Source organism: Streptomyces alfalfae, from assembly GCF_004127445.1.
GTDB lineage: Bacteria > Actinomycetota > Actinomycetes > Streptomycetales > Streptomycetaceae > Streptomyces > Streptomyces alfalfae.
Genome location: NZ_QEXM01000012.1, coordinates 199,832 through 221,931 on the forward strand (window position 1 = coordinate 199,832; position 22,100 = coordinate 221,931).

The 22,100-nt window shown below is 70.4% G+C and carries 19 protein-coding genes and 1 pseudogene; 13 read left to right on the plus strand and 7 right to left on the minus strand.

From position 1 onward, the window contains the following. Positions 1 to 99 precede the first annotated feature (99 nt). Both DCW30_RS03535 and DCW30_RS03540 read right to left on the minus strand, forming a co-directional pair. Positions 100 to 1,128, minus strand: coding sequence for a LacI family DNA-binding transcriptional regulator (locus DCW30_RS03535; RefSeq protein WP_076682432.1), 1,029 nt, complete (start codon positions 1,126 to 1,128; stop codon positions 100 to 102). Next, positions 1,125 to 3,584 (minus strand): glycoside hydrolase family 2 protein, encoded by a 2,460-nt coding sequence (locus DCW30_RS03540; protein WP_076682434.1) that lies wholly within the window; start codon positions 3,582 to 3,584, stop codon positions 1,125 to 1,127. The genes DCW30_RS03535 and DCW30_RS03540 overlap by 4 nt, the downstream gene beginning before the upstream one ends. Before the next feature lie 270 nt (positions 3,585 to 3,854). On the opposite strand from DCW30_RS03540, the gene DCW30_RS03545 reads away from it, so the two are divergent. The 3 genes from DCW30_RS03545 to DCW30_RS03555 all read left to right on the plus strand — a co-directional run bounded on the left by DCW30_RS03545 (position 3,855) and on the right by DCW30_RS03555 (position 7,182). Then, positions 3,855 to 5,177, plus strand: a complete 1,323-nt coding sequence (locus DCW30_RS03545; RefSeq protein WP_076682436.1) for an ABC transporter substrate-binding protein — start codon at positions 3,855 to 3,857, stop codon at positions 5,175 to 5,177. 128 nt (positions 5,178 to 5,305) lie between these two features. Beyond that, on the plus strand, positions 5,306 to 6,298 hold the full coding sequence (locus DCW30_RS03550; RefSeq protein ID WP_076682438.1) for a carbohydrate ABC transporter permease: 993 nt from the start codon (positions 5,306 to 5,308) through the stop codon (positions 6,296 to 6,298). After that, entirely contained in the window at positions 6,295 to 7,182 is an 888-nt protein-coding gene (locus DCW30_RS03555) for a carbohydrate ABC transporter permease (protein WP_076682440.1), read from the plus strand. The genes DCW30_RS03550 and DCW30_RS03555 overlap by 4 nt, the downstream gene beginning before the upstream one ends. Before the next feature lie 118 nt (positions 7,183 to 7,300). On the opposite strand, the gene DCW30_RS03560 is transcribed toward DCW30_RS03555, so the two are convergent. Further along, the gene (locus tag DCW30_RS03560; protein WP_123985566.1) at positions 7,301 to 7,948 is read right to left on the minus strand and encodes a hypothetical protein; all 648 of its coding nucleotides are present in this window, start codon (positions 7,946 to 7,948) and stop codon (positions 7,301 to 7,303) included. Positions 7,949 to 8,164: 216 nt separating this feature from the next. After that, entirely contained in the window at positions 8,165 to 9,067 is a 903-nt protein-coding gene (locus DCW30_RS03565) for a LysR family transcriptional regulator (RefSeq protein WP_076682444.1), read from the minus strand. A 170-nt stretch (positions 9,068 to 9,237) separates the two neighbouring features. On the opposite strand from DCW30_RS03565, the gene DCW30_RS03570 reads away from it, so the two are divergent. Both DCW30_RS03570 and DCW30_RS03580 read left to right on the plus strand, forming a co-directional pair. Continuing rightward, positions 9,238 to 9,549, plus strand: coding sequence for an EthD family reductase (locus DCW30_RS03570; protein ID WP_076682446.1), 312 nt, complete (start codon positions 9,238 to 9,240; stop codon positions 9,547 to 9,549). Between the two features lie 751 nt (positions 9,550 to 10,300). After that, positions 10,301 to 10,483: a hypothetical protein gene (locus DCW30_RS03580; RefSeq protein ID WP_062777700.1), complete on the plus strand. Its 183-nt coding sequence runs from the start codon at positions 10,301 to 10,303 to the stop codon at positions 10,481 to 10,483. Between the two features lie 61 nt (positions 10,484 to 10,544). Here the strand turns inward: DCW30_RS03580 and DCW30_RS03585 are convergent. Together DCW30_RS03585 and DCW30_RS03590 are read right to left on the minus strand one after the other, a co-directional pair. Continuing rightward, positions 10,545 to 11,756 (minus strand): annotated as a pseudogene (locus DCW30_RS03585) (amino acid permease); the annotation flags it as partial. 235 nt (positions 11,757 to 11,991) lie between these two features. Beyond that, positions 11,992 to 12,666 (minus strand): GbsR/MarR family transcriptional regulator, encoded by a 675-nt coding sequence (locus DCW30_RS03590; protein WP_076682448.1) that lies wholly within the window; start codon positions 12,664 to 12,666, stop codon positions 11,992 to 11,994. A 182-nt stretch (positions 12,667 to 12,848) separates the two neighbouring features. On the opposite strand from DCW30_RS03590, the gene DCW30_RS03595 reads away from it, so the two are divergent. Then, positions 12,849 to 14,042, plus strand: a complete 1,194-nt coding sequence (locus DCW30_RS03595) for a cytochrome P450 (RefSeq protein ID WP_076682450.1) — start codon at positions 12,849 to 12,851, stop codon at positions 14,040 to 14,042. Then, a complete protein-coding gene (locus tag DCW30_RS03600; RefSeq protein ID WP_076682452.1) occupies positions 14,039 to 14,260 on the plus strand; it encodes a ferredoxin in 222 nt (73 codons plus the stop codon). Before DCW30_RS03595 ends, DCW30_RS03600 begins: the two co-directional genes overlap by 4 nt. Before the next feature lie 83 nt (positions 14,261 to 14,343). Here the strand turns inward: DCW30_RS03600 and DCW30_RS03605 are convergent, their stop codons facing one another. Further along, positions 14,344 to 15,408 (minus strand): fatty acid desaturase family protein, encoded by a 1,065-nt coding sequence (locus DCW30_RS03605; protein ID WP_076682454.1) that lies wholly within the window; start codon positions 15,406 to 15,408, stop codon positions 14,344 to 14,346. Between the two features lie 563 nt (positions 15,409 to 15,971). On the opposite strand from DCW30_RS03605, the gene DCW30_RS03610 reads away from it, so the two are divergent. The 6 genes from DCW30_RS03610 (at position 15,972) to DCW30_RS03635 (ending at position 22,092) form a co-directional block, all read left to right on the plus strand. Beyond that, positions 15,972 to 16,409: an NfeD family protein gene (locus DCW30_RS03610; RefSeq protein WP_076682456.1), complete on the plus strand. Its 438-nt coding sequence runs from the start codon at positions 15,972 to 15,974 to the stop codon at positions 16,407 to 16,409. A gap of 29 nt (positions 16,410 to 16,438) precedes the next feature. Beyond that, positions 16,439 to 17,548: an SPFH domain-containing protein gene (locus DCW30_RS03615; protein ID WP_076682458.1), complete on the plus strand. Its 1,110-nt coding sequence runs from the start codon at positions 16,439 to 16,441 to the stop codon at positions 17,546 to 17,548. 236 nt (positions 17,549 to 17,784) lie between these two features. Beyond that, complete coding sequence (locus tag DCW30_RS03620) at positions 17,785 to 18,654, plus strand: universal stress protein (protein WP_076682459.1); 870 nt, start codon at positions 17,785 to 17,787, stop codon at positions 18,652 to 18,654. 464 nt (positions 18,655 to 19,118) lie between these two features. Further along, complete coding sequence (locus DCW30_RS03625) at positions 19,119 to 19,610, plus strand: hypothetical protein (RefSeq protein WP_076682461.1); 492 nt, start codon at positions 19,119 to 19,121, stop codon at positions 19,608 to 19,610. Beyond that, a complete protein-coding gene (locus tag DCW30_RS03630; protein ID WP_079249843.1) occupies positions 19,607 to 20,104 on the plus strand; it encodes an NUDIX domain-containing protein in 498 nt (165 codons plus the stop codon). The genes DCW30_RS03625 and DCW30_RS03630 overlap by 4 nt, the downstream gene beginning before the upstream one ends. Beyond that, positions 20,101 to 22,092, plus strand: a complete 1,992-nt coding sequence (locus DCW30_RS03635; protein ID WP_076682463.1) for an ABC transporter ATP-binding protein — start codon at positions 20,101 to 20,103, stop codon at positions 22,090 to 22,092. The genes DCW30_RS03630 and DCW30_RS03635 overlap by 4 nt, the downstream gene beginning before the upstream one ends. The last annotated feature ends 8 nt before the right edge of the window (positions 22,093 to 22,100 follow it).

Consider the following 22,100-nt stretch of genomic DNA (forward strand, 5'->3'; position numbering starts at 1 on the left):
TTAACCGGTCATGCGAACCCTCCCGCCCCATACTTCTTACTGCGGAACGCGAAGGGGCGCGGCGAGCGCCGCGCCCCTCGATGCCCTTGTCCGTGACCTCTACGAAGGAGGTGAGGCCGTCGACGCCCTCGGCACCAGGGACGGCGTCGCGACGGGCCGGGACGTCACGTCGTGACCCGCGAGCACCTCGAACAGCACCCGCGTGACCTGCGCCCCGAAGCCGTGCACATCGTGGCTCATCGCGGACAGGGTCGGATGCGTCAGGCGGCACAGCTGGGAGTCGTCCCACGCGAGCAGCGACAGATCGTCCGGCACGGAAAGGCCCATCTCCGCGGCGACACCGAGCCCGGCGACCGCCATGATGTCGTTGTCGTAGAGGATCGCCGTGGGCCGCTCCGCGGACAGCAGCAGGGAGCGGGTGGCGCGCGCACCGTCCTCGCCCGAGAAACCCGTCTCGACGTGCGGGCCGCACGCGAGGCCGAGTTCACCCATCGTCCGCTCGAACGCGGTCGTCCGGATGGCGCTGTGCCCGAGCCCCCGGGGACCGCCCACATGCGCGATGCGCCGGTGCCCCAGGACGGCCAGATAGCGCACCGCCTCGGCGACGGCGGCGGCGTCGTCGGTCCACACCGAAGGGAACCCGCCGGTGAGGGACGGATGACCGACCGCCACGGCCGGCAGACCGATGCGCGACAAGGGGCCGATCCGCGGGTCCTCGCCGTGGAAGTCGACCAGGATCGAACCCCCGATCTGTTGCTCCCGCCACCAGCGTTCCTGCAGCCCGATCTCCTCCTCCAGCGAGCCGACGAGGCGCAGCAGCAGCGAGCAGTCCCGCTCGGCCAGCACGCTTTCGATGCCGGAGATGAACTCCATGTAGAAGGGCTCAAGGCCCAGCAGCCGGGCGGGGCGGCAGATCGCCAGGCCGACGGTGTCGACGGACTGGCGGGACAGGCTGCGGGCCGAGGAGTTCGGGGCCCAGCCCAGCTGCCGGGCCGCCGCGAAGATCCGCTCCCGGGTGGCGTGGGAGACCCCCGGTTTGTCGTTGAAGGCCAGGGACACGGCGCCCTTGGACACGCCGGCGGCCGCGGCGACGTCCTTGATCGTGACGCGTACGGACGGTGCGCTCACGCCGGTTCCACGCAGAACAGCGCCGCCCGTACGGCGTTGGCCCCGGTCTCGGTCGCGCCCGTGACCCGCAGGCGGACCTGTTCGCCGGGCAGCAGGGTGCGCAGTCCCGTGTCGCAGACCGCGTCCGGTCCGAGCCGGTCGGCCTGCAGGAGGAGGTCGCGTACCAGGGTGTGTGCGGTTACCACGACCTCGACCTTACCGGTCCGGCCCGCCAGCGGGGACTCCACGACCACGTCGTAGTGCGGCGCCGGGTAGGCGAAATCCCGGTCCGGGACCGGGAGGTGCACGCTGCGCAGATCCTCGCTGTCGGCGACGAGGAACTCCTTGGCGGAACCCGGAGCGGGGACCACGTCCCGCGGCACGGTCTGCCGGTGCGCCGAACGCCCGGCGACGGTCACGTCGAGCCCGTGCTCAGCGGCTTCGGTGCCGTCCGCCCGCAGCCGGCGCAACCTCACGTGCGCCTGCCAGGGCTCGGCGGACTGGTTGACGACGGCGAGCACGGGGCCGTCGTCGCCGTCGCCCGGCTGGAGCGTGAGGAGCCGGTCGGCGTAGACCCGGCGCAGTTCGTGGTAGAGGGGCTTGAGGCGGCCGTCGCCGTCGATGGCCGCCCAGGAGCTGACCGGCCAGCAGTCGTTGATCTGCCAGACGACGGTGCCGGCGCACACGGGCCAGTGCGAGCGCCAGTGCTCGATCCCGGCGGCGATCGCGCGGGCCTGCACGACCTGGGTGAGGTAGTGCCAGCGGTCGAAGTCTCCCTCGGGCAGCACGAAGTGGCGTTCCACGCCCCGGTTCAGCTTGCCGTTGCCGTCCTCGGCCTTCTGGTGGTGCAGCATGCCGGGCGAGTCGGGCGCGAGCCGTTCGCCGGGCAGCGCCCGGCGCAGCGTGGCCATCGCGGGCGGCGCCTGCCAGCCGAACTCCGACACGAAGCGGGGCACCGAGTCGCGGTACTCGGCGTAGTCCCGGCGGTTCCAGACCTCCCACGAGTGGTGGGTGCCGTGGGCGGGGTCGTTGGGGTGGTGGTCCCAGGAGCCGGACCAGGGGCTGCCTGCGGTGTAGGGGCGGGTGGGGTCGAGTTCGGCGACGATCCTGGGAAGCAGGTCCAGGTAGTAGCCGCCGCCCCAGGAATCGCCGCGCAGGTCGGGCTCCCAGTTCCAGTCGCGGAAGCCCCAGAGGTTCTCGTTGTTGCCGTTCCACAGGACGAGCGAGGGGTGCGGCATCAGTCGGACAACGTTGTCGCGCGCCTCGGCCTCGACTTCGCCGCGCAGCGGCTGCTCCTCGGGGTAGGCGGCGCAGGCGAAGAGGAAGTCCTGCCAGACCATCAGCCCCAGCTCGTCGCAGGCGTCGTAGAACGCGTCGTCCTCGTAGATGCCGCCGCCCCATATCCGCACCAGGTCCACGCCCGCGTCGGCCGTCTGGCGCAGCCGGGTGCGGTAGCGCTCCGGGGTGACGCGGGAGGGGAACACGTCGTCGGGGATCCAGTTGACTCCGCGTGCGAAGACGCGTTCGCCGTTGACGACCAGGGTGAAACCGGTGCCGTGCTCGTCCGCCGAGCGGTCCAGTTCCACGGACCGGAAGCCGATCCGCCGGCGCCAGGAGTCGAGGGGCCGCCCTTCGGGGGCCCGATCCGCATCCGGTGCGGCCTCGCCCTCGACCAGTGTGAGTTCCAGGTCGTACAGAGGCTGTTCGCCGTATCCGCGCGGCCACCACAGGCAGGCGTCCGGCACCTCCAGCGTCAGCTCGGCGTGCTCCCCCTCCACCACGCCGTACGCCTTGGCGATGCCGTCGCCGACGGTGGCGCGCACGGCGAGCGGGCGGGCCGCGCCCTGCGCGGTCCGCTCGACCTCGACGCGCACCTCGACGCGGCCCGTGCCGTCGTGGACCGTCACCAGCGGGCGCACGTCGGCCAGCCGGGCCGTCGACCAGCGCTCCAGCCGGACCGGGCGCCACATGCCCGCGGTCACCAGGGTCGGGCCCCAGTCCCAGCCGAAGCTGCACGCCATCTTGCGGATGTACTGGAACGGCTCCGGATAGACGTTGGGGCGCTCCCCCGTCAGCGCCCGCACCGAGGCCGCCTCGTCGTAGGCGGAGGCGAAGTCGACAGCCAGGGGCCCATGGCGGCCGGTGACGTCGAAGCGGTAGCGCCGGTGCATGTTCCGGGTGCGGCCCAGCTCCCGCCCGTCCAGGGTGACGGTCGCGGCCGTGTCCAGTCCGTCGAAGACCAGGTCGGTCCGCTCGTGCGGGCCCCCGACGGTGTCGGCGGCCCGCAGGTCGCGGACGTAGGTCCAGGCGCGCTGCCCGATCCAGGCCACCTCCTGTTCGTTGACGCCGATGAAGGGGTCAGGGATCAGTCCGGCCGTCAGCAGGTCGGTGTGGACACAGCCGGGCACCTGGGCGGGCAGCAGGTTCTCGCTGTGGCGAAGGCTCCAGCCCTCGGTGAGCGGGACGACTTCCTTCATGTACGGCTCCTTCGGCAGAACGGGCCCGGTGACGTGGAAACGCGGCTCAACCTAACCCCGTAGAAGTGAACCGGTCTAGTCCTCATTCTCCGAGCGGCATCTCTGTGTGACGTGAATGCCGCACGGGCGTCGCAGGCTCACCTCTCACCTGGTGTAACGATTAGGTATCACGAGGGATAGGGCAGCTTTACCGGTTCACACACGGCTGACATAGTCGCCGTCAACCACCACCGGAGCCCGAGCCGTAATCCTTGGAAAGGAGCTGGGCACATGGGGAAGAGGACGCTGAGCGTCGCACTGCTCGCCACCGCGATGCTGACCGTCGCGGGGTGCAGCGGAGGGGGCGGCGCGAACGCCGGCGAGACCGCCGCCGCGCCGGCGAACCCGGACGACGTCTCGGGGGACATCACCGTGCTCACCAATCGCACCGACCTGGTCGAGGACGGGACGATGAAGAAGTACGCCGCCGAGTTCAACAAGACCTATCCCGATGTGAAGGTCGAGTTCGAGGGTCTGACCGACTACGAGGGGGAGGTCAAGATCCGCATGAACACCGAGGACTACGGCGACGTCCTGCTGATCCCCTCCGCGGTCGCCAAGGGCGACTACCCCAAGTTCTTCGCGCCGCTCGGCAAGACGTCGTCGATGAAGCCCAGCTACCGCTTCACCGACAAGACCGACGTGGACGGCAAGACCTACGGCATCGCCACCTTCGGCACCGCCAACGGCATGGTCTACAACAAGGCGCTGTGGAAGAAGGCCGGGATCACCGACTGGCCGAAGACGACCGAACAGTTCCTCGACGACCTCAAGGCCATCAAGGACAAGACCGACGCGACCCCGTACTACACCAACTTCAAGGACGGCTGGCCGCTGGAGAGCCCCTGGACCAACAGCGTCGGCTCCATCAGCTGTGACGTCCGGGGCCACGACAAGCTCGCCGAGACGGACGAGCCATGGGCCGAGGGCGGCGACCTCAACGCCCTCGACACCCTGCTCCACGACACCGTCCACGAGAAGCTGTCGGAGAAGGACCCGGCCACCACCAATTGGGAGAGCTCCAAGACCCTCCTGGCCAAGGGCAAGGTGGGCAGCATGGTGCTCGGCTCCTGGGCCGTCAACCAGATGCGGGACGCGGCCGAGAAGGCCGGCGAGAACCCCGACGACATCGGCTTCATGCCCCTCCCCTCCCAGAAGGACGGCACGTTCTGCTCCACGCTGGTCTCCGACTACCAGCAGGCCGTCAACATCCACTCCGACCACAAGGAGGCCGCCCGGGCGTGGATCGACTGGTTCACCGGGAAGTCCGGGTACGCGGCCAAGGAGGGCGCCGTCTCGGCCCTGAAGTCCCAGGGGATGCCGGCGACACTCGACGACTTTGCTGACAACGATGTCAAGACGATCGAACGTTCCGCGGCGCGGACGGCCGACGTCGACGCCATCGACAACGCCTCCGAGATCGGGCTCAACAAGCCGGACTACCGCAAGAAGCTCATCGACATCGCCCGCGGCGCCACGGACGGCTCGCTCAAGGGTTACTTCGACGACCTGAACAAGCGCTGGTCCGAGGCCAGGCAGACCGCCGGTTCCTGACGCCGGCACCCGTCGGCACGCTCCGGCATCCGCCGCCCTCGAAGCCCGCCGGGTCCCTCCCCGTCTCCCGGTGCACGGGACCCGGCGCCCAGCGCCCTCAGCGGACGACGAAAGGCCCTGGCTCCGCAATGACCCGATCCCGAACCGTCTCCACCGCGTCACCGCCCGCTCCGCCCGCCGAGCCGGGCCCGACCGGCAAGCAGAACGCCCCGCGACGCTCCCGGCAGCCCGCGCGGGGCGGCGCGCCGTGGCGCGACCGGCCGATGCGCACGATCACACCCTGGCTGTTCCTGCTGGCCCCCCTGGCCCTGCTGGTCACGTTCACGTACGTGCCGGTGGGCAACATGATCTACTACAGCTTCACCGACTGGGACGGCGTCAGCCCCGACCGCGACTACGTCGGCACGAAGAACTACACCGAGATCTTCACCCGCCCCGAGCTGTTCCGGGTCTTCGCGGTGAGCTTCTACTACCTGGCGGCGTCCGTCGTACAGATCGTCATCGCCCTGTACTTCGCCACCGTCCTCAGCTTCGACCTGCGCTTCCGGAACCTGTTCAAGGGCATCCTGTTCTTCCCCTACCTGATCAACGGCGTCGCGATCGGGTTCGTCTTCCTGTACTTCTTCCAGGACGGCGGCACGCTCGACTCGGTCCTGTCCTGGTTCGGCGTCGGCGCCGACCACGCCTGGCTGGGCAGCCCGGAGTCGGCCAACACCTCCATGGCCGGTGTGTCCGTGTGGCGCTTCACCGGCCTGAACTTCGTGCTGTTCCTCGGCGCGATCCAGTCGATCCCCGGCGAGCTGTACGAGGCCGCCCAACTGGACGGCGCGAGCCGCTGGCAGCAGTTCCGGCACATCATCGCGCCGAGTATCCGGCCGGTGCTCAGCCTGAGCGTCATCCTGGCGATCTCCGGCTCGCTCTCCGTCTTCGAGATCCCCTACATCATGACCGGCGGCGCGACCGAGACCTCGACGTTCGTCATCCAGACGGTGAAGTTCGCCTTCCAGTTCAACAAGACCGGCCTGGCCTCGGCCTGTGCGGTGGTGCTGCTGGCGATCATCCTGGTCGTCACCTGGATCCAGCGCCGCCTCGTGCCCGACGAGAAGGTGGACCTCGTATGACCCTCACCACTGCCGCGCGCCCACACCCTCACCCTCAGAAGCAGAAGCAGACGCGCCGCCGTCCGCGCGTCGGCACCACCCTGACGTACCTGTCGCTGATCGCCGCCTCGGCCGTGGTGCTGCTGCCGCTCGTCGTGATCTTCCTGACCTCGCTGAAGTCCTACGGGGAGATCTCCGACGGCCAGGGCGCCCTCGCCCTGCCGGACGACTGGCTCAACTTCTCCAACTACGCCACGGCCTTCACCGACGGCCATCTGCTGACGGCCTTCGGCAACACGGCCTTCATCCTGCTGTTCTCCATCACCGGAACCGTGATCATCGGCTCGATGACCGCGTACGCCATCGACCGCTTCGACTTCCGCTTCAAAAAGCTCGTCATGGCCCTGTTCCTGATCGCCACTCTGGTGCCGGCCGTGACGACGCAGGTCGCCACCTTCCAGGTGGTCAACAGCTTCGGGCTGTTCAACAGCCGCTGGGCGCCGATCCTGCTGTACATGGGCACCGACATCGTGGCCATCTACATCTTCCTGCAGTTCATCCGCGGCATCCCGCGGTCCCTCGACGAGGCCGCGCGGCTCGACGGCGCCAACTCCTTCACCATCTACCGGAAAATCATCTTCCCGCTGCTGAAGCCCGCCATCGCGACCGTGGTCATCATCAAGGGCATCACCACGTACAACGACTTCTACATCCCTTTCCTCTACATGCCCTCCGAGGACCTGGGGACCATGTCGACGGCCCTGTTCCGGTTCAAGGGGCCCTTCGGGGCGCACTGGGAGAACATCTCCGCCGGAGCCGTTCTCGTCATCGTGCCGACTCTGGTGATCTTCCTGTTCCTCCAGCGCTACATCTACAACGGCTTCGCCCAGGGGGCCACGAAGTAGCGATGCCCCCACCGCTGCGGGGGCACGGTCCGCCTCGGTCTCGTCCGAGTCGGCCGGTGGTGGTGACGAGCCGGCGGATGACGGTGACGAGCCGGCGGATGCGGTGCGGGAGCGGATCTCAGCGCGCCGGCCGCACCAGCCCGCGGAACGGACGGAACCACGGGCCGGCACCGCTGGGTTCGTCCTGGAACCCGGTGAGCACGAGGAGCTGCCGTCCGGCCTCGCCGGCGTAGAAGTACTCCGCCACCGCGGCCGAGGACGCCGTGGCGGCGGGGGCGCGCTCGGCCAACGCATCGGCGAGCGAGCGGGCCCTCCCCTCGCCCTCGGTGTCGTGCCACGTCGCGGTGAAGCAGCGGGCGGCCGCGCCGTGGCGCTCCGCGAAGCGGTGGGGCAGGAAACGGCCCGGCGGATCAGCCGAGTACAGCGCCTGGACGGCACTGCCGAGCGTCTGCTGGTGGCGAGGGTCGGCGGTGAAGGCCCGGTGTGCCGAGGGACTCGTCCACTGGGCGAAGTTGAGGATGGTCCGGCCGTCGGCCCCCGCCAGACAGTGCCGCGCGAGGTATGCGGCCGGCAGCCGGGCCTTCTCCCAGGCGTCCATGACGCCGGACATGACCTTCCGCTGCTGTTCGGGCCCTCCGGTGTGCCATAGCGACGCCAGGACGAGGCCCGCGTCCGGACGGGCGAGGTCGGGGAGTGCGACCGGCTGGAGGCCGGTGACGTGGCATGCATGGCGCCAGGTTCCAACCTCAACTCTGGTTGACGTCAAGCACTTTCCATCGCCCCGGTCGACGACCCGGACTCAGGTTGACTCCCCCCCGACTTCGCGAGCACGTTCGGCGGCTCCGGGGCGGGCGGGCAGCGGAGCACGGCCGCAGCCCTTCACCCCACCGAAGCGGGTGCCGGTCATGGTGATCCGGAGCCCTGGCCGGTGCCGAGCCACCGCAGTCCGACGGCCGAGTCCGACTGTCTCAGTTCGACATCCCTACTCCGACAGCCAGTTCATCTCGTTCGCCACGGTTTTGGCGACGGCACGGACGCGGCGGTGCAGTGATGACTGTTCGTGCGGAAGGACCAGGTGGACCGTCAGGCCGGGTGCCCCGTGCAGGGGTCGCCAGGTGATGCCGGGCGGTGGCGCCGTGGCGGCGGCCTCGCCGGCCGGGGCGAGGGTGAGCCCGTCGCGCAGGTCGCGCTGCGACATGTCGAAAGAGACGGTGGGCGTCTGAAAACGGGGCTGTGGCCGGACGTCGCGGAACAGCGCGGCCAACTGGTCGTGGACCACGGGGTTGGCCGCACGGTCGGGGAGTCGCAACGGATACGCGGTCGCGGCGGCGATCTCGATCTCCAGGTGTTCCGCCAACGGATGGTGCTGCGCCAATTGAACGCCGATCCGCGCACGCCGCAGCAGGTACCGGCGTACGCCACGGCCCGGTTGTTCACCGCGGGTGACCCCGGCGTCGATGCGGCCGTCGGCGACCGCGGGGGAGATCTCGGGCGTCGCCATCGGGACCGCACTGACCTCAAGTCCGGGACCGCTGTACATCAGCTTGTCCACCAGGGCCGGAACCGTCTCGGCCCCGGTGCTGATGCTGTATCCGACGCGGAGCGTGCCCACTTCGCCGCCCCCCGCCCGCCGGGCGGTGTCCCATGCCCGGTCCAGCGCCGCGAGCGCAGGCGGCGCGGTCTCCGCCAAAGCCGCACCGGCCGTGGTCAATGCGACGCTCCGCGTGTCCCGCACCAGCAGGGCGCTACCGAGTTCCTTCTCCAGTCGGCGGATCCGGGCGCTGAGCGCGGGCTGCGCGATACCGATTCGGGCGGCGGCGCGGGTGAAGTTCAACTCCTCTGCCAGCACCAGGAAGTACCGCAGGCTGACCGTATCCGGCGCCATGCGCCCTCCCCGCCGATTGATAGCGATCCGCTCTGAGCCTATCCCGCATCGGTCTTTCCCTCGCGCCCAAGTCGGGCCCTAGCCTGCGCATATGACGATCCGATCGACCGCGGTCCCGGACAACACCGCACGCACTCGGCCCGCCGACGCCTCTCTGGACGGAGGCCGCCATGCATAGGTTGCTGGTCCTGTACCCCGAGCCCACCGACCCTGACCACTTCCGCGACTATTACGTGGCCAGGCACCTCCCACTGGTCATGGACTGGCCCGGCCTGCTTGCGTGGCGCTACAGCTTCGACGTGGCGGCGACCGAGGGGGAATCGCCGTATTTCGCGGCCTTCGAAGGCGACTTCGCCGACGCCGCCGCCTTGGCCGCGGCGCAGGCGTCGCCGCACGGCAGACGGCTGGCCGCCGATGTCGCCCACTACGCCACCGGCGGTGTGGTCGTCATCCACTATCCGGTGCGGGACGGCGCCGGCTGAGGCGGGACGGTACGCTCCGGGACGCGTTCGGCCGGCGGATGCGACCAGGCCCGGTCAGGGTGCCGCCAGTCCGGCCATCGGCGGAACACTGTTCGCGGTTGCCGGCTCGCCGAGCGTCGAAGGCCGTCGATGTCGTGGCCGGATGTCACAGTGGTCGGTGCGTACGTGCGGCGCGACGGCCGGGGCGGCAGCCCCGCGGCCGTCGCCGACAGCACCGGCTGCCTGGCCGCCCACCTGCTCGACAGGGAAGGGGCACGGGCGGTCGCGATCGAGGTGGAGCGGGGCGGCAGGCTCGGTCGACCGGTCTGTGTGCTCGCTTCGGTCCGAGGCGGGCCCGGTGGCATCACCACCCGGGTCGGCGGGTTGGCGGTGGTCCGCGACGGACACCTGGGCGAACAACTGGACCGTCCTCCGCCGCGATGCCGCGCCCGGTTCGGACCACACATCAGGGCGTCCCTGGGCCAAGCCCGGCGCCTTCGCCTCCGACATGGCGGCCCTGGTGCCACAGATCGCCGAGGGGCCCGGACCGCCCTGGAAATCATGCGCGGCATCGGATCGGTGACCGACCAGATGAGCGGCCTCATGCGCGGCAGGCCCTTCACCTCCCCTGCGGAGGGGTAGGCCCTGCATGCCGCGCACCACCGACCGGTGTGCCGGTGATGCCCGGGACGGCGACGGCGTGCCGTCAATGGAGCGTGAAGAAAGCGGGCGCGGACCGTCTGGACACGGCGCACCGGCATACCGTCACCCCATGAGCCGGAACACGCAGCGTTCACTCGCCGACAGCCGCATGCGTGCGACGTCGTTCTCGCTGGCCGTCGCGGCCGTGCTCCTCAGCGCGCTCGGCGTCGCCCTGTCCAGCGTATGGGTGCTCGGCGTCGGGGCTTGGCTGCTCATCTCGGCAGTCCTGATCGAGCTGATCTACCGCCCCTGACCGCGGCTCCGCATCGTCCGGCCCTTCCCGGTGGACGCTGCTTCCTCTTCGGCCGGGGTGTTCAGAGGCGCATGCGGAGCCGGCAGATCACCGCGTCCGTGTCCCTGCGGACGGCGTGGGCGACGACAGCGCCCCGCTGGTTCTGCAGGAGCCGCTGCCACAGCCTGTCGGGCTCGGCCTCCGGGAGGAGCACGGTGATCCGGGTGCCGGGCGCGGAGGCGGCGCGTTCACGGACGTACGCGGTGATCGGGCGCCCCAACGAGCGCCACTCCGCGGAGAGCCGTACGAGCTCGACGCCCGGATTCCACAGCGCCCAGTCGCGCTCCAGGGCCTCGGTCTGGGCCCGGCCCTCGGGGTCGGGGTGGCAGACGGTCACCGCCCGGACCTCGTCGCCCAGCGAAACGGCGGTGGTCAGGGCTTCGCTGGTCAGCCGGGTCAGCGACGAAACGGGCACGAGGACCAGGGAAGGGGCGTGACGCGGCGGTTCGGGGACCCGCCCGACCCCGAGGCGCTCGCCGATGCGGCCGTAGGCCCGGTGGACCGTCTCGTAGGAGACGACGAGCAGGGGCAGCGCGATCACGATCAGCCAGGCCCCGTCGTGGAACTTGGTGGCGGTGACCACGACGGCCGAGACACCCGTCAGCACGGCCCCGAAGCCATTGAGCAGGGCCTTGCCGACCCAGCGAGGACCACGTCGCCGGCGCCAGTGCAGCACCATGCCGGTCTGGGCGATGGTGAAGCCGACGAAGACGCCGATCGCGAAGAGCGGCACGAGCGTGTTCGTGTCACCGCCGGAGAGCACCAGCAGGCCGGCCGACACGAGCGCCAGCCAGACGACCCCGTGCCGGTGCACCTGACGGTCGGCCTTCAGGCCGAAGACATGCGGTACGTGGTTGTCGCGGGCCAGCAGCTTCAGCAGGACCGGCAGGCCGCCGAAGGACGTGTTCGCCGACAGGGCCAACAGCACCACGGTCGCGAACTGGACCACGTAGAAAGCCCCGTTGTGGCCGAAGGAGGCGTCGGCGAGCTGGGCGAGAACGGTCATGCCCGCCACCGGCTGGAGACCGAAGCGGGAAATCAGCACCGACAGGCCGATCAGCATCACACCGAGCAGCGCGCCCAGCGCCACCTCGGCGCGCATCGCCCGCCGGGCGGCCGGGGCGCGGAAGGACGGCACCGCGTTCGCCATCGCCTCGACGCCGGTCAGCGCCGAGCAGCCGGAGGCGAATGCCTTCAGGAGCAGCAGAGCGCCGACGGTGGTGGCGTCGTCGGCCGCCCGCATGACCACCCTGACCACGGAGAAGAACGCCGTACCCGATGCCGGGGAGCCCCCTGACCCCGGTGCCCGGCACCGGCTGACGGCCGTGACCGGACTCGCCGCGCTGTCGCTGGACGCGATGGCGTCGGTGGCCCGATCGGGACCGAGCGCGCGCCGACGGGGACACGGAACACCGACGGGGGGCACGCAAGGGGGATCGCCGCCCCATGGCATGTCATATCAGGTCATGTCACGTCAGGAGGTCGCGCCAGCGGTCGGCGGATTCCCTCATGTCCTCGATGACCCGCTCCAGGAACGTGCCTGCCTTGAGGAGCCGCTGTCCCACCGGCGTGTCGGGGCCGAGCGTCTCGGCCGCCGCCATCGCGGCCCGCGCCGATTCGAGTGTCTGCCGCGCGCTGATCGCGATCGAGTGGTACCAGGCCTCGTCGTCGACGACGTAGACGTCGCGCCGCCGCTGCGGATCGCGTTCGCGCCGTACGTACCCGTGCCGGACCAGGAAGTTGACGGCTACGGAGACGGAGGCCGGACTGACCTTCAGCCTGCGGACCAGCTCGGCCGCGGTGCGCCTGCCGTCCTCGGCCATCAGCAGGTCGACGTGCACACGCGCCGTCATCCTCGGCATCCCCGACCTGACCGCCAGCTCGACCATCTCGTCCTCCGTCGTGCCGTGCGACGGCCGGTCCGCGTGGAGGTGTGCCGGTGTGCCGCGCCGCGCCCGCTCCACCGCCACCTGGTGCGCCTGGTGGGGCCGGTATCCGCCGGGGCCGCCGTTACGTGTCACCTCCCGGCTGATCGTCGAGGTCGGACGCTCCAGTCGGCGGGCGATCTCGGCGTAGGAGAGGCCGTCGGCAAGTCCGGCCCCGATGCGCTGGCGCTCCTGCTGGCTCAACCGTCCTCCGGGCATGGAGCCAGTATTGCCTTCACCGCCCCCCCATCGCAACGCTCCGTTGCATTCGGATGCACACCATTGCATCAATTTAGCGCCCGTGAGCTGTAGTTACGGGTTTCAGCGATTGACGATGACATGAACGCAACGTAGCTTTCGAGCAGTTCCAAACACGTCATATCGCGAGATGAGGACTGTTCATGAGCGAGTCCGTCCACACCGTCACGGCCCTGCCGACGGAGCGCCGCAGCGGCTGCCCCTTCGACCCGCCGGCCGAGCTGCTCGACGCCCGTCGGCAGGGGCCCATCAGCCGCTACACCCACCCGGGCGGCAAACCCGGCTGGCTGGTCACCGGGTACGACATGGTGCGATCGGTGCTGGCAGATCCGCGGTTCAGCTCGCGCAAGGACCTCATGAACGTCGTCGACTTCGAGCTTCCGCCGGCGCCACCCGGCGAGTTCCTCCTCATGGACGACCCGGAGCACAGCCGCTACCGGAAGCCCCTGGTGGGGAAGTTCACCGTGCGGCGGATGCGGATGCTCACCGAGCGGATCGAGCAGATCACCGCCGACTGCCTGGACGCCATGGAGAAGAGCGGGCCGCCGACCGACCTGGTGACGGCGTTCGCCAAGCCCATCCCCACCATCGTCATCTGCGAGATCCTGGGTGTGCCCTATGAGGACCGGGCGTCCTTCCAGGAGCAGATCGACTCGTTCATGGGCGGGGAGGTCAGCGACGAAGAGCTGATCGCGGCCTACACCGCGACCCAGGAGTACCTCGCGCGACTGGTGGCCGCCAAGCGGGCGAACCCCACCGACGACGTGCTCAGCGAACTCACCGACAGCGACCTGACCGACGAGGAGCTGAAGGGGATCAGCCTGATCCTCCTGGCGGCCGGCTTCGACACGACGGCGAACATGCTGTCCCTCGGCGCCTTCGCGCTGCTGCGGCACCCGGAGCAGTTGGCGGCGCTGCGGGCCGATCCCGCGCTCACCGACGGCGCCGTGGAGGAGCTGCTGCGGTATCTGAGCGTCGCGAAGACGTTCCACAGGACGGCGCTGGAGGACGTCGAGCTGGGCGGCCAGACCATCGAGGCCGGCACGACGGTCGTCCTCTCGTACAACACCGCCAACCGCGACCCCGAGCGCTTCACCGAACCCCACACGCTCGACATACGCCGACAGGCCGCCGGACACCTCGCCTTCAGCCACGGCATCCACCAGTGCCTGGGGCAGCAGCTCGCCCGCGTCGAGATGCGGGTCGCGTTCCGCGCGTTGATCGACCGCTTCCCCACGCTGCGCCTGGCCGTACCGGCCGACGAGGTCGGTCTGCGCCCGGAGGCCGCGGACATCTTCGGCGTCAAGAGCCTGCCGGTCACCTGGGACACGAAGTGAGCGCGCCCCTGCTGTCCGCCGACCGGGGTCGCTGCATCGGCGCCGGCATGTGCGCCATGACCGCCCCCGAGGTGTTCGACCAGGACCCCGACGACGGCCTCGTACTCCTGCTGGCCCCTGAGCCGACCGGCGCTGACCGCGCGGCCGCGCGGATGGCCGCCGGCCTCTGCCCCTCCGGGGCGATCACCCTCCATGAGCCGGAACCCGGCCTCAGCTAGGCCCTGACGGGGGTGCGGACCGGTTCGAGGACCACGCCACTTCTGCGAGAGCTTTCGCCCACGCCCTCACGGGGTCACTGGTGTCAGACGCGCTGGGACTGCTGTCGCAGCGGGCTGCCCGCCTGGTGCAGGCTTCTGAGCGCCTGTCCGTAGGAGGCGATGAGCGAGGTCTGGAGATACGTCACGCCCAGGGTGTCGCAGTAACGGCGTACGACGTGTTGCGCCTTGCGCAGGTTCGGCGAAGGCATGCTCGGGAACAGGTGGTGCTCGATCTGGTAGTTCAGTCCGCCGAGCACCACGTCCGTGAACCAGTTCCCGCGCACGTTGCGGGACGTGAGGACCTGTCGGCGCAGGAAGTCGGGCCGGTCGCCACCGGTGAGCGTCGGCATCCCCTTGTGGTTCGGGGCGAAGATGGCTCCCAGGTAGACCCCGAAGAGGCACTGGTGCACCACGAGGAACACCACGGCCTTGCCCGGGGACAGCACGAGGAACAGCGCGCCGAGGTACAGAGCGAAGTGTGCGACGAGGAGGCCGCCTTCGATCCGACGCTGCTTGAGGGAGCGGTCCGCCAGCGCCCGCACCCCCGCGACGTGCAGGTTGAAGCCCTCCAGCGTCAGCAGCGGGAAGAACAGGTAGGCCTGCGCCTTGCCGAGCAGGCGGGGCAGGCCGGTGGCCTTGCGGGCCTGGGCCTGACTCCAGACCAGGATGTCGGGGGCCACGTCGGGGTCGAGCTCTTCGTGGTTGGGGTTCGCGTGGTGGCGGGAGTGCTTGTCCTGCCACCAGCCGTACCCCATGCCGATCCCCATGTTGGCGGCGAGCCGCCCGATCAACGCGCTCGATCGGCTGCGGCGGAACACCTGGCGGTGGCCGACGTCGTGGGCGATGAGCGCGACCTGCCCGAAGACCGCGGCGAGGAACACGGCGGCGAGCAGCGTCCACCAGCTGTCGCCGATCTTCAGGAAGGCCAGCCAGCCGAGCCCGTAGACAGCGGTCACCAGGGCCATGCGCACGCCGTAGTAGAAGGGGCGGCGCCGCATCAGTCCGGCGTCCTTGACCTGCTTGGACAGACGAGAGAAGTCACTGCCCGCGCGGTGTTCCCGGGCCGGTGCGACGGTGTCACTCGCGCGTTGTGTCGTGTCAGTGGTCATCCTCGGTCCTGCCGTCCGCGAGCGGAGCGGGGGCAGGCGATCGTCGGGGGGCGAGGAGCGGGGGGCATGGGACGAGGAGCGGGGGGCATCAAGCCTCATTTCCCGAACGTCGGCTCGCACGCCGACGTGTCACAAGGACACGTCGCACACGGAATCGGCTCGGGGGGGGGTAGGGGGGATTGCGTCTGTCGCGCGCTGTCGTGGCGCGTCCAAGGGGTCGGTTGCCTCACGGTGCCGGCGCAGCACTTGGAGCCAGTGCGCTTCACAACTCGGCGCGGGGCCCGTACTTCTTCCCGAGCATGCGGGAGGAGCAGCCAGCGGCTGGGGACTCCGTGTCTTCAGGGTACACACGGCGCTGTAAGGGGCACGTCTGGTCTGAAACCGGCCATGCGCCCGAAACTTGTCCGCCCGGCCCGCTCCGGGGGCGTCCCTCCCGCCGCGGGTGGGGTCGAAGGCGCGGTCCGTGGCAGTAGGCATGTCATCTGATCAGGCGGTATAGCACTGTTCTGTCGGTCTTCCGAAAGGTAGCTTGTAAGCAGAGTCCCGCTGAGGGAGGCCGTCCGATGCCGTGGTTCGTATGGCTGCTCACCGCCGCGGCGCTCGGCGTCGTGGAGTTCTTCACCCTGACGCTGGTCTTCGGACTGCTGGCGGGCGCCGCGCTGGTGGCCGCCGTGGTCGCCGGTGCGGGTGTCGGACTTCTCGGCCAGCTCGTGGCTCTCGCGGCGACCGGAGCAGCGGGCCTGGTGATCATCCGCCCGATCGCTCTCCGGCATATGACGCAGCCTCCTCTCACCCGCGAGGGGAGCGACGCGTTGATCGGCAAGCGGGCCGAGGTCCTGCAGGAGGTCACCGCCACCCGAGGTCTGATCAAACTGTCCGGCGAGGAATGGTCTGCCCGCGCCCTGGACGAGAGCCACGTGATCCCGGTGGGCGGCCTGGTGGACGTCATGGAGATCGACGGCGCCACAGCCATCGTCTATCCCCGCGAACTCCTTCCATGAACAACTGGTCTCCGAGTGATGGAGGAAACGTGGAAACGGCACTCATCCTGATTCTCGTGGCGGTCATAGCCGTCGTCTTCCTCGTGGCCTCCACTGTGCGTATCGTCCCGCAAGCGCGCCGCTACAACGTCGAGCGCTTCGGCCGATTCCGTCGGACGCTGCAACCCGGACTGAACTTCGTCCTGCCGGTGGCGGACCGAATCAACACCAAACTCGATGTACGCGAGCAGGTGTACTCATCCGACCCGAAGCCGGTGATCACCGAGGACAACTTGGTGGTGAACATCGACACCGTGCTCTACTACCAGGTCACTGACCCACGGGCGGCGGCCTACGAGGTCGCCGATTACCTCCAGGCGATCGACCAGCTCACGGTGACCACACTGCGGAACGTCATCGGCAGCATGGACCTGGAGGGAACACTCACCTCGCGTGAGGTGATCAACGCCCAGCTCCGCTCGGTCCTCGACGACGCCACGGGCAAGTGGGGAATCCGGGTCAACCGCGTCGAGATCAAGGCCATCGATCCGCCCCACACCATCAAAGAGGCCATGGAAAAGCAGATGCGGGCCGAGCGCGACAAACGCGCGGCCATCCTGCACGCCGAAGGGGAACGGCAGGCCAAGATCCTCACCGCGGAAGGCACGAAACAGAAGGACATCCTGGAAGCACAGGGCACCCAACAGGCCATGATCCTTCGGGCGGACGGTGAGGCGAAAGCGGTGGAGCGCGTCTTCCAGGCCGTCCACCGCAACAACGCCGACCCGAAGATACTGGCCTACAAGTACCTGGAGACACTCCCCCACTTGGCGAAGAGCGACAACAACACGTTCTGGGTGATCCCGGGAGAGCTGACCGAGGCGGTCCGCACCGTCACCACCGCGTTCGGCGATCACTCGGCGATGGGGCTTCCCACACCCCCGCGCCCCGAGGAGACGAGCGGTGCGAGTTCCGAACGGAGTACGGACACAGGCGGGACTCCCGGGGTCGAGGCGGACTCGTCCCTCTCACCTGACGCCGCCGCGGCCGTCGACGAGGCCACGAAGCAAGCCGCCGCCGCGGTGAGCGATGCCAAGGCCGAGGCCCGGGCTGCGAGTACTCCCACGGTGCCGCGCAGGACGAAGGCCTCCGGCGACTGAGGCGGACTTCGACCGGAACTCGGCCGAGGGCACCTCCCTCTCGGGGCAGCCCAGCCGGACCGGCGCCGTCCGATCAGGTGCGACCGGGCTCGCCACGGCGCCGAACGGACCCGGCGAAAGGGCCGGTCGGCCCTCCCCCGCCCCGGCCGACCGGGCCATGATGAGTCCACGGAGCAGCGGCCCACACGTCGGCGCTCCGCCCCGTGGAACCGTGGAACCGTTGAGGAAGGCAAGCGATGACCCCCGCGATCACCGTAGGAGTGGACGGCTCTCCCGAAAGCCTCGCGGCTGTCGACTGGGCCGCCGACGAGGCCGCGCTCCGAGGAGCACCGCTGCGTGTGGTGCACGCCTGGCTCTGGCAGCCCCTCGACGTGCCCGTCGTGCAGGCCCCGGAGGAGCAGGCGAAATTCGCGCGCGCCATCCTGCGGGAGGCCGAGGCGCGCGCGGCGGACCGTCATCCGGATCTGCGACCCACCTCGGACATGGTGTCGGACACCGCCGTGGCCGCCCTCCTGGGCGAGGCCGAGCGCGCCGAGACGCTGGTCCTGGGCTCACGGGGACACGGAGCCCTCCTGGGCTTCCTGCTGGGCTCCTACGGACAGCAGGTGATCGCCGCGGCCGCCTGCCCCGTCGTCTCCGTCCGTGTCCCGCGGGACGGAGCCCTGCCGGACGGCGGTGACGTGCTCGTGGGGCAGCACGGGTCCGCGGAAGACAGTGCCGAGGTGCTGGGCTTCGCCTTCCGGGCAGCCGCGGCGCGAGGTGCCGCCGTGCGCGCGGTCCGGGCGTGGAGCCTGCCGCCCGTCTTCGCCTACAGTCCGGGCTCGCTGGCCCTGGTGGACGAGGCGGGCGGGCTGGTGCAGTACGAGACGAAGGCGTTGCGGGAGGCTCTCGCGCCGTGGCGTGACCGCTTCCCCGACGTGCCGGTGATCGAGCACGTCGAGCTCGGCAGTGGCGGACAGGTGCTGCTCGCGGCGGCTGCCGACGCGCGCCTCGTCGTCGTCGGCCGACGGGCCCGCCGCTCCCCGGTCGGCAGCCGCATCGGCTCCGTCGCGCACGCCGTCCTGCACCACGCGCCCTGCCCCGTGGCCGTCGTACCCCACTCCTGAGATCCGCGGACCGAGCCCCCGCCCATCTCGCGGCAGGCGGCCCGTGACCGGCCGGGCGGGCCCCGGCCGACCCACCGCCTCGTACACCTCGGGCGCCCTGCCCCGCGTCGTCGGCGTCGGCGAGTCCGCCACCCCGGCCCGAACGTCCTCCGCCCCCGGGCCCGGGACCTTCCGGTGACCGTCGCCGACGGCCGCTCACCTCCGCCATCCAGCGCCGGAGACGTCCAGCGAGCCGGGCGTCGACCGTGACGCGCCACCCTTCGTCCTCCGCGGGCGGGCCAGGATTCACACCGAGGTGACGTTCCTCCGGGGCTCCGCCTGGGCATGGCTGTACCTGTACCTGACATGTGTGCCGGCACGTGTGCTGCCCGACGGTCTGTCCCGCCGCCGGGCCGGCGCTCGGGCCTTACCCCGCTCTGCGGCCGGGGCTCCATGGGAGAAGGGCCGGTACGGGGGAGGTCGGTGTGATCAGCCAGGGTGGCGGCGGCACCGATCTTGCCGAGCGTGCTGATCGCGTCGTGAGCGGGATCAGTGCCCGCGACGCCTGGGGCGGAGACAACGCCCCTGAGCCTGGTTTCCCACTCCCCGAGCGCATCCGCCACCTCGCCGGGGCGGCAGTCGCGCGCGCACGTGTGGACCGCCGCATCGCGGTGGACCGCGTGCGCGGGGGCCCCGACCACGCCGTGCCGATCGCGGCGATGTCTTTCGTGCCGCTGGTCCACCTCTCCCGGCTGCTGCCCCGAGCGGGCCAGGGCGAGATGACGTACAGCTCGTCGCTCTGCCTCGACGACGCCGCCCGACGCCTCAGACGACGCGAGCGCGCCCTCACCTACAGGCTCCGGCACAGCGACGCCCTCACCTACGGCCCTCGGCACGGCGACGCCCTCGTGACCGCGCCAGGCCGGCGCACCATGCACAGCCGCCGGTCGCGGGGAGGGCTTCTGTGGCTTCTGTGAAGCATGCGCCTCACCTGCTGATCGTCGACGTCGCCCAGGTCCTGCTCCGCCCCGACGGCGCCGCCCTGTGCGTGCGCCGCAGGCCGGACGCCGCCCTCGCGCCGGGTCAACTCACGGTCCTGGGAGGCCGTCTGGAGGCCGGCGAGCCACTCGATCACGCGGCGCGGCGCGAAGCGCTGGAGGAGGCGGGGGTCCTCGTCAGCGCTGACCAGCAGGATTTCCGCGGCCTCATCCACCACCACGCTCCCGCCGGTGGCCCGGACCGGGTCACCGCCGCGTTCGTGGCCGGGTCCTGGGGCGGCGAGCCGCACAACGCCGAGCCGCACCAGCACCAGCACCAGCACCAGCACCAGCACCAGCACCACGGTCCTTTCTGGGTGCCCATCGACAGACCGTCGCCGGACTACCACCCCTCCACCGTCACGATCTTCCAGACGCTCATTCACGGCCCGTCCTATCGGGCCGTCAACCGGCCTGCGGGAGGCGCCCGATGAAGAGGTTCTTCGGACCGGTCACCATGGCCGAACCGCAGGTTTCCGACGCCGAACACGAGCTGTTCGGCGGCCCCCTGCGCTACGACATGGGCTGGTCCCAGCACGAGCACGCGGCCCTGGACCTGACGATGATGTCCGCGCTGCGCTCCATGCCCGCGCTCGTCGGCACCACGTTGCGTATCGCCTGGCAGGCCGACCGCCGTGCCCTGCTCTCGGTCGGGGCCAGCGAGATCGGCCAGGGCATCGCCGCCGCCGCCGGGCTGCTCGCCGTCAACGCGGTCATGCACGCTCTTCTCGCCGGCAGCGGCAGCGCCGCCGACCGGCTGCACTCCCTGCTGCCCGGCCTCCTGGCCGCCGCCGCCATCGCTGTCGTCAACTCAGCCCTCTCCGCCTGGTCCACCTCCCGCGCCGGACGGCTGGAACCCAAGGTGGAGCGGATCGCCACCACCCAGTACCTCGCCGCAGCGGCCAAAGTCGAACTGGAAGCCATCGACGACCCCGACTTCCGGCGCCTCGTGGACATCGCCCAGCACGGCCCCGCTTCGGCCCGCCGTATGATCAGCTCCTGCGTCGCCGCGCTGAACGGCCTCATCTCCCTGGTCACCACCGCCGGTGTCCTCGCCGTGCTGCACCCCGCCCTCCTGCCCATGCTGATCCTCATCGCCGCCCCGCGCGGCTGGGGCGCCATGCGCGTGGCCCAGGAGCGGTACGTGTCGGTGATGAGCTGGATCGAGCACGTACGGGCCAGCCGCCTGATCGGCAGCCTGCTCACCGAACGCACCGCCGCGCAGGAGGTCCGCCTCCACGCCGTCGGCCCCTTCCTCCTCAGCCGCTACGAACGCATGGCCGAGAGCGCCGAAGCCGAGCAGGAACGCCTCGCCTCCAGCAAGGCCCTCACCGAATGGGTCGCCTCCGCGCTGTCCGGCCTGGGGATGGCCGCGACCTACGGAGCCATGTTCTGGCTGATCATGACCGGGCACATGAGCCTCGCCGTGGCCGGGACCGCCGTCATCGCCGTGCGCACCGGTTCGGCGAGCCTGGGCACACTGGTCATGAACATCAACCAGCTCCACGAGGAGAGCCTCTACGTCCGCGATCACAGGCGCTTCCTCACCGAAGCCGAACAGCGGACGCCGCCCGCCGGCGGGGCGCCCGTACCCGAACGCGTCACGGAGATCGTTCTGGACCAGGTCACCTACCGCTACCCCGACCGGGACACCGCCGCCCTGGACGAGGTGTCCCTGACCCTGCCGATGGGGTCGGTCACCGCCGTGGTGGGCGAGAACGGCTCCGGCAAGAGCACCCTGATGAAGATCCTCTCCGGCATGCTGCTGCCCGCCTCCGGCACGCTGCGCTGGGGCGATGCGGACCTCACCGGCCTCGACCGCGCCCAGGTCTTCCGGCGCGTCTCCCTGCTCACCCAGGACTTCCAGCGCTGGCCCGTCACCGCCGCGATGAACATCCGCCTCGGCCGCCCCGACCACCCCGCGACGGATGAGGACCTCGCGCCCTCGGTCGACTACGCCGTCGCCGGACCCGTCATCGCCAAACTCCCCGACGGCCTGCGCAGCCTGCTGGCCCGCATGTTCCGCGGCGCCATCGAACTGTCCGGCGGCGAATGGCAGAAGGTCGGCCTGGCCCGCACGCACTGGCGCAGTTCGACATCGCCGGCGGACGGCGTCCTCATCGTCGACGAGCCGACCTCCGCCCTCGACCCCCAGGCCGAGATCGAAGCCTTCAACCGCATCCGCCGCCTCGCCGCGCCGAACCGAGCCGTCGTGCTCGTCACGCACCGCATGTCCGGCGTCCGCCACGCCGACCACATCTACGTGCTCGACGAAGGCCGCCTCGCCGAGCACGGCACCCACGCCGAACTCATCGCCGCCCGAGGCCGGTACGCCGCCATGTTCGACGCCCAGGCGGCCCAGTACGCCCCGACCGCGACCGTCCCCGAGCCCGCCGCCCCGACCGTCCCGGACCAGGCGTGACCCGCTCG

What these genes read in the sequence shown, in the direction of transcription:
- DCW30_RS03620 (WP_076682459.1), top strand. Translation starts at nt 17,785, where the DNA reads ATGACCCCCGCGATCACCGTAGGAGTGGACGGCTCTCCCGAAAGCCTC.
- DCW30_RS03595 (WP_076682450.1), top strand. Translation starts at nt 12,849, where the DNA reads ATGAGCGAGTCCGTCCACACCGTCACGGCCCTGCCGACGGAGCGCCGC.
- DCW30_RS03550 (WP_076682438.1), top strand. Translation starts at nt 5,306, where the DNA reads ATGACCCGATCCCGAACCGTCTCCACCGCGTCACCGCCCGCTCCGCCC.
- DCW30_RS03555 (WP_076682440.1), top strand. Translation starts at nt 6,295, where the DNA reads ATGACCCTCACCACTGCCGCGCGCCCACACCCTCACCCTCAGAAGCAG.
- DCW30_RS03545 (WP_076682436.1), top strand. Translation starts at nt 3,855, where the DNA reads ATGGGGAAGAGGACGCTGAGCGTCGCACTGCTCGCCACCGCGATGCTG.
- DCW30_RS03635 (WP_076682463.1), top strand. Translation starts at nt 20,101, where the DNA reads ATGAAGAGGTTCTTCGGACCGGTCACCATGGCCGAACCGCAGGTTTCC.
- DCW30_RS03590 (WP_076682448.1), bottom strand. Translation starts at nt 12,666, where the DNA reads ATGCCCGGAGGACGGTTGAGCCAGCAGGAGCGCCAGCGCATCGGGGCC.
- DCW30_RS03565 (WP_076682444.1), bottom strand. Translation starts at nt 9,067, where the DNA reads ATGGCGCCGGATACGGTCAGCCTGCGGTACTTCCTGGTGCTGGCAGAG.
- DCW30_RS03570 (WP_076682446.1), top strand. Translation starts at nt 9,238, where the DNA reads ATGCATAGGTTGCTGGTCCTGTACCCCGAGCCCACCGACCCTGACCAC.
- DCW30_RS03610 (WP_076682456.1), top strand. Translation starts at nt 15,972, where the DNA reads ATGCCGTGGTTCGTATGGCTGCTCACCGCCGCGGCGCTCGGCGTCGTG.
- DCW30_RS03580 (WP_062777700.1), top strand. Translation starts at nt 10,301, where the DNA reads ATGAGCCGGAACACGCAGCGTTCACTCGCCGACAGCCGCATGCGTGCG.
- DCW30_RS03540 (WP_076682434.1), bottom strand. Translation starts at nt 3,584, where the DNA reads ATGAAGGAAGTCGTCCCGCTCACCGAGGGCTGGAGCCTTCGCCACAGC.
- DCW30_RS03605 (WP_076682454.1), bottom strand. Translation starts at nt 15,408, where the DNA reads ATGACCACTGACACGACACAACGCGCGAGTGACACCGTCGCACCGGCC.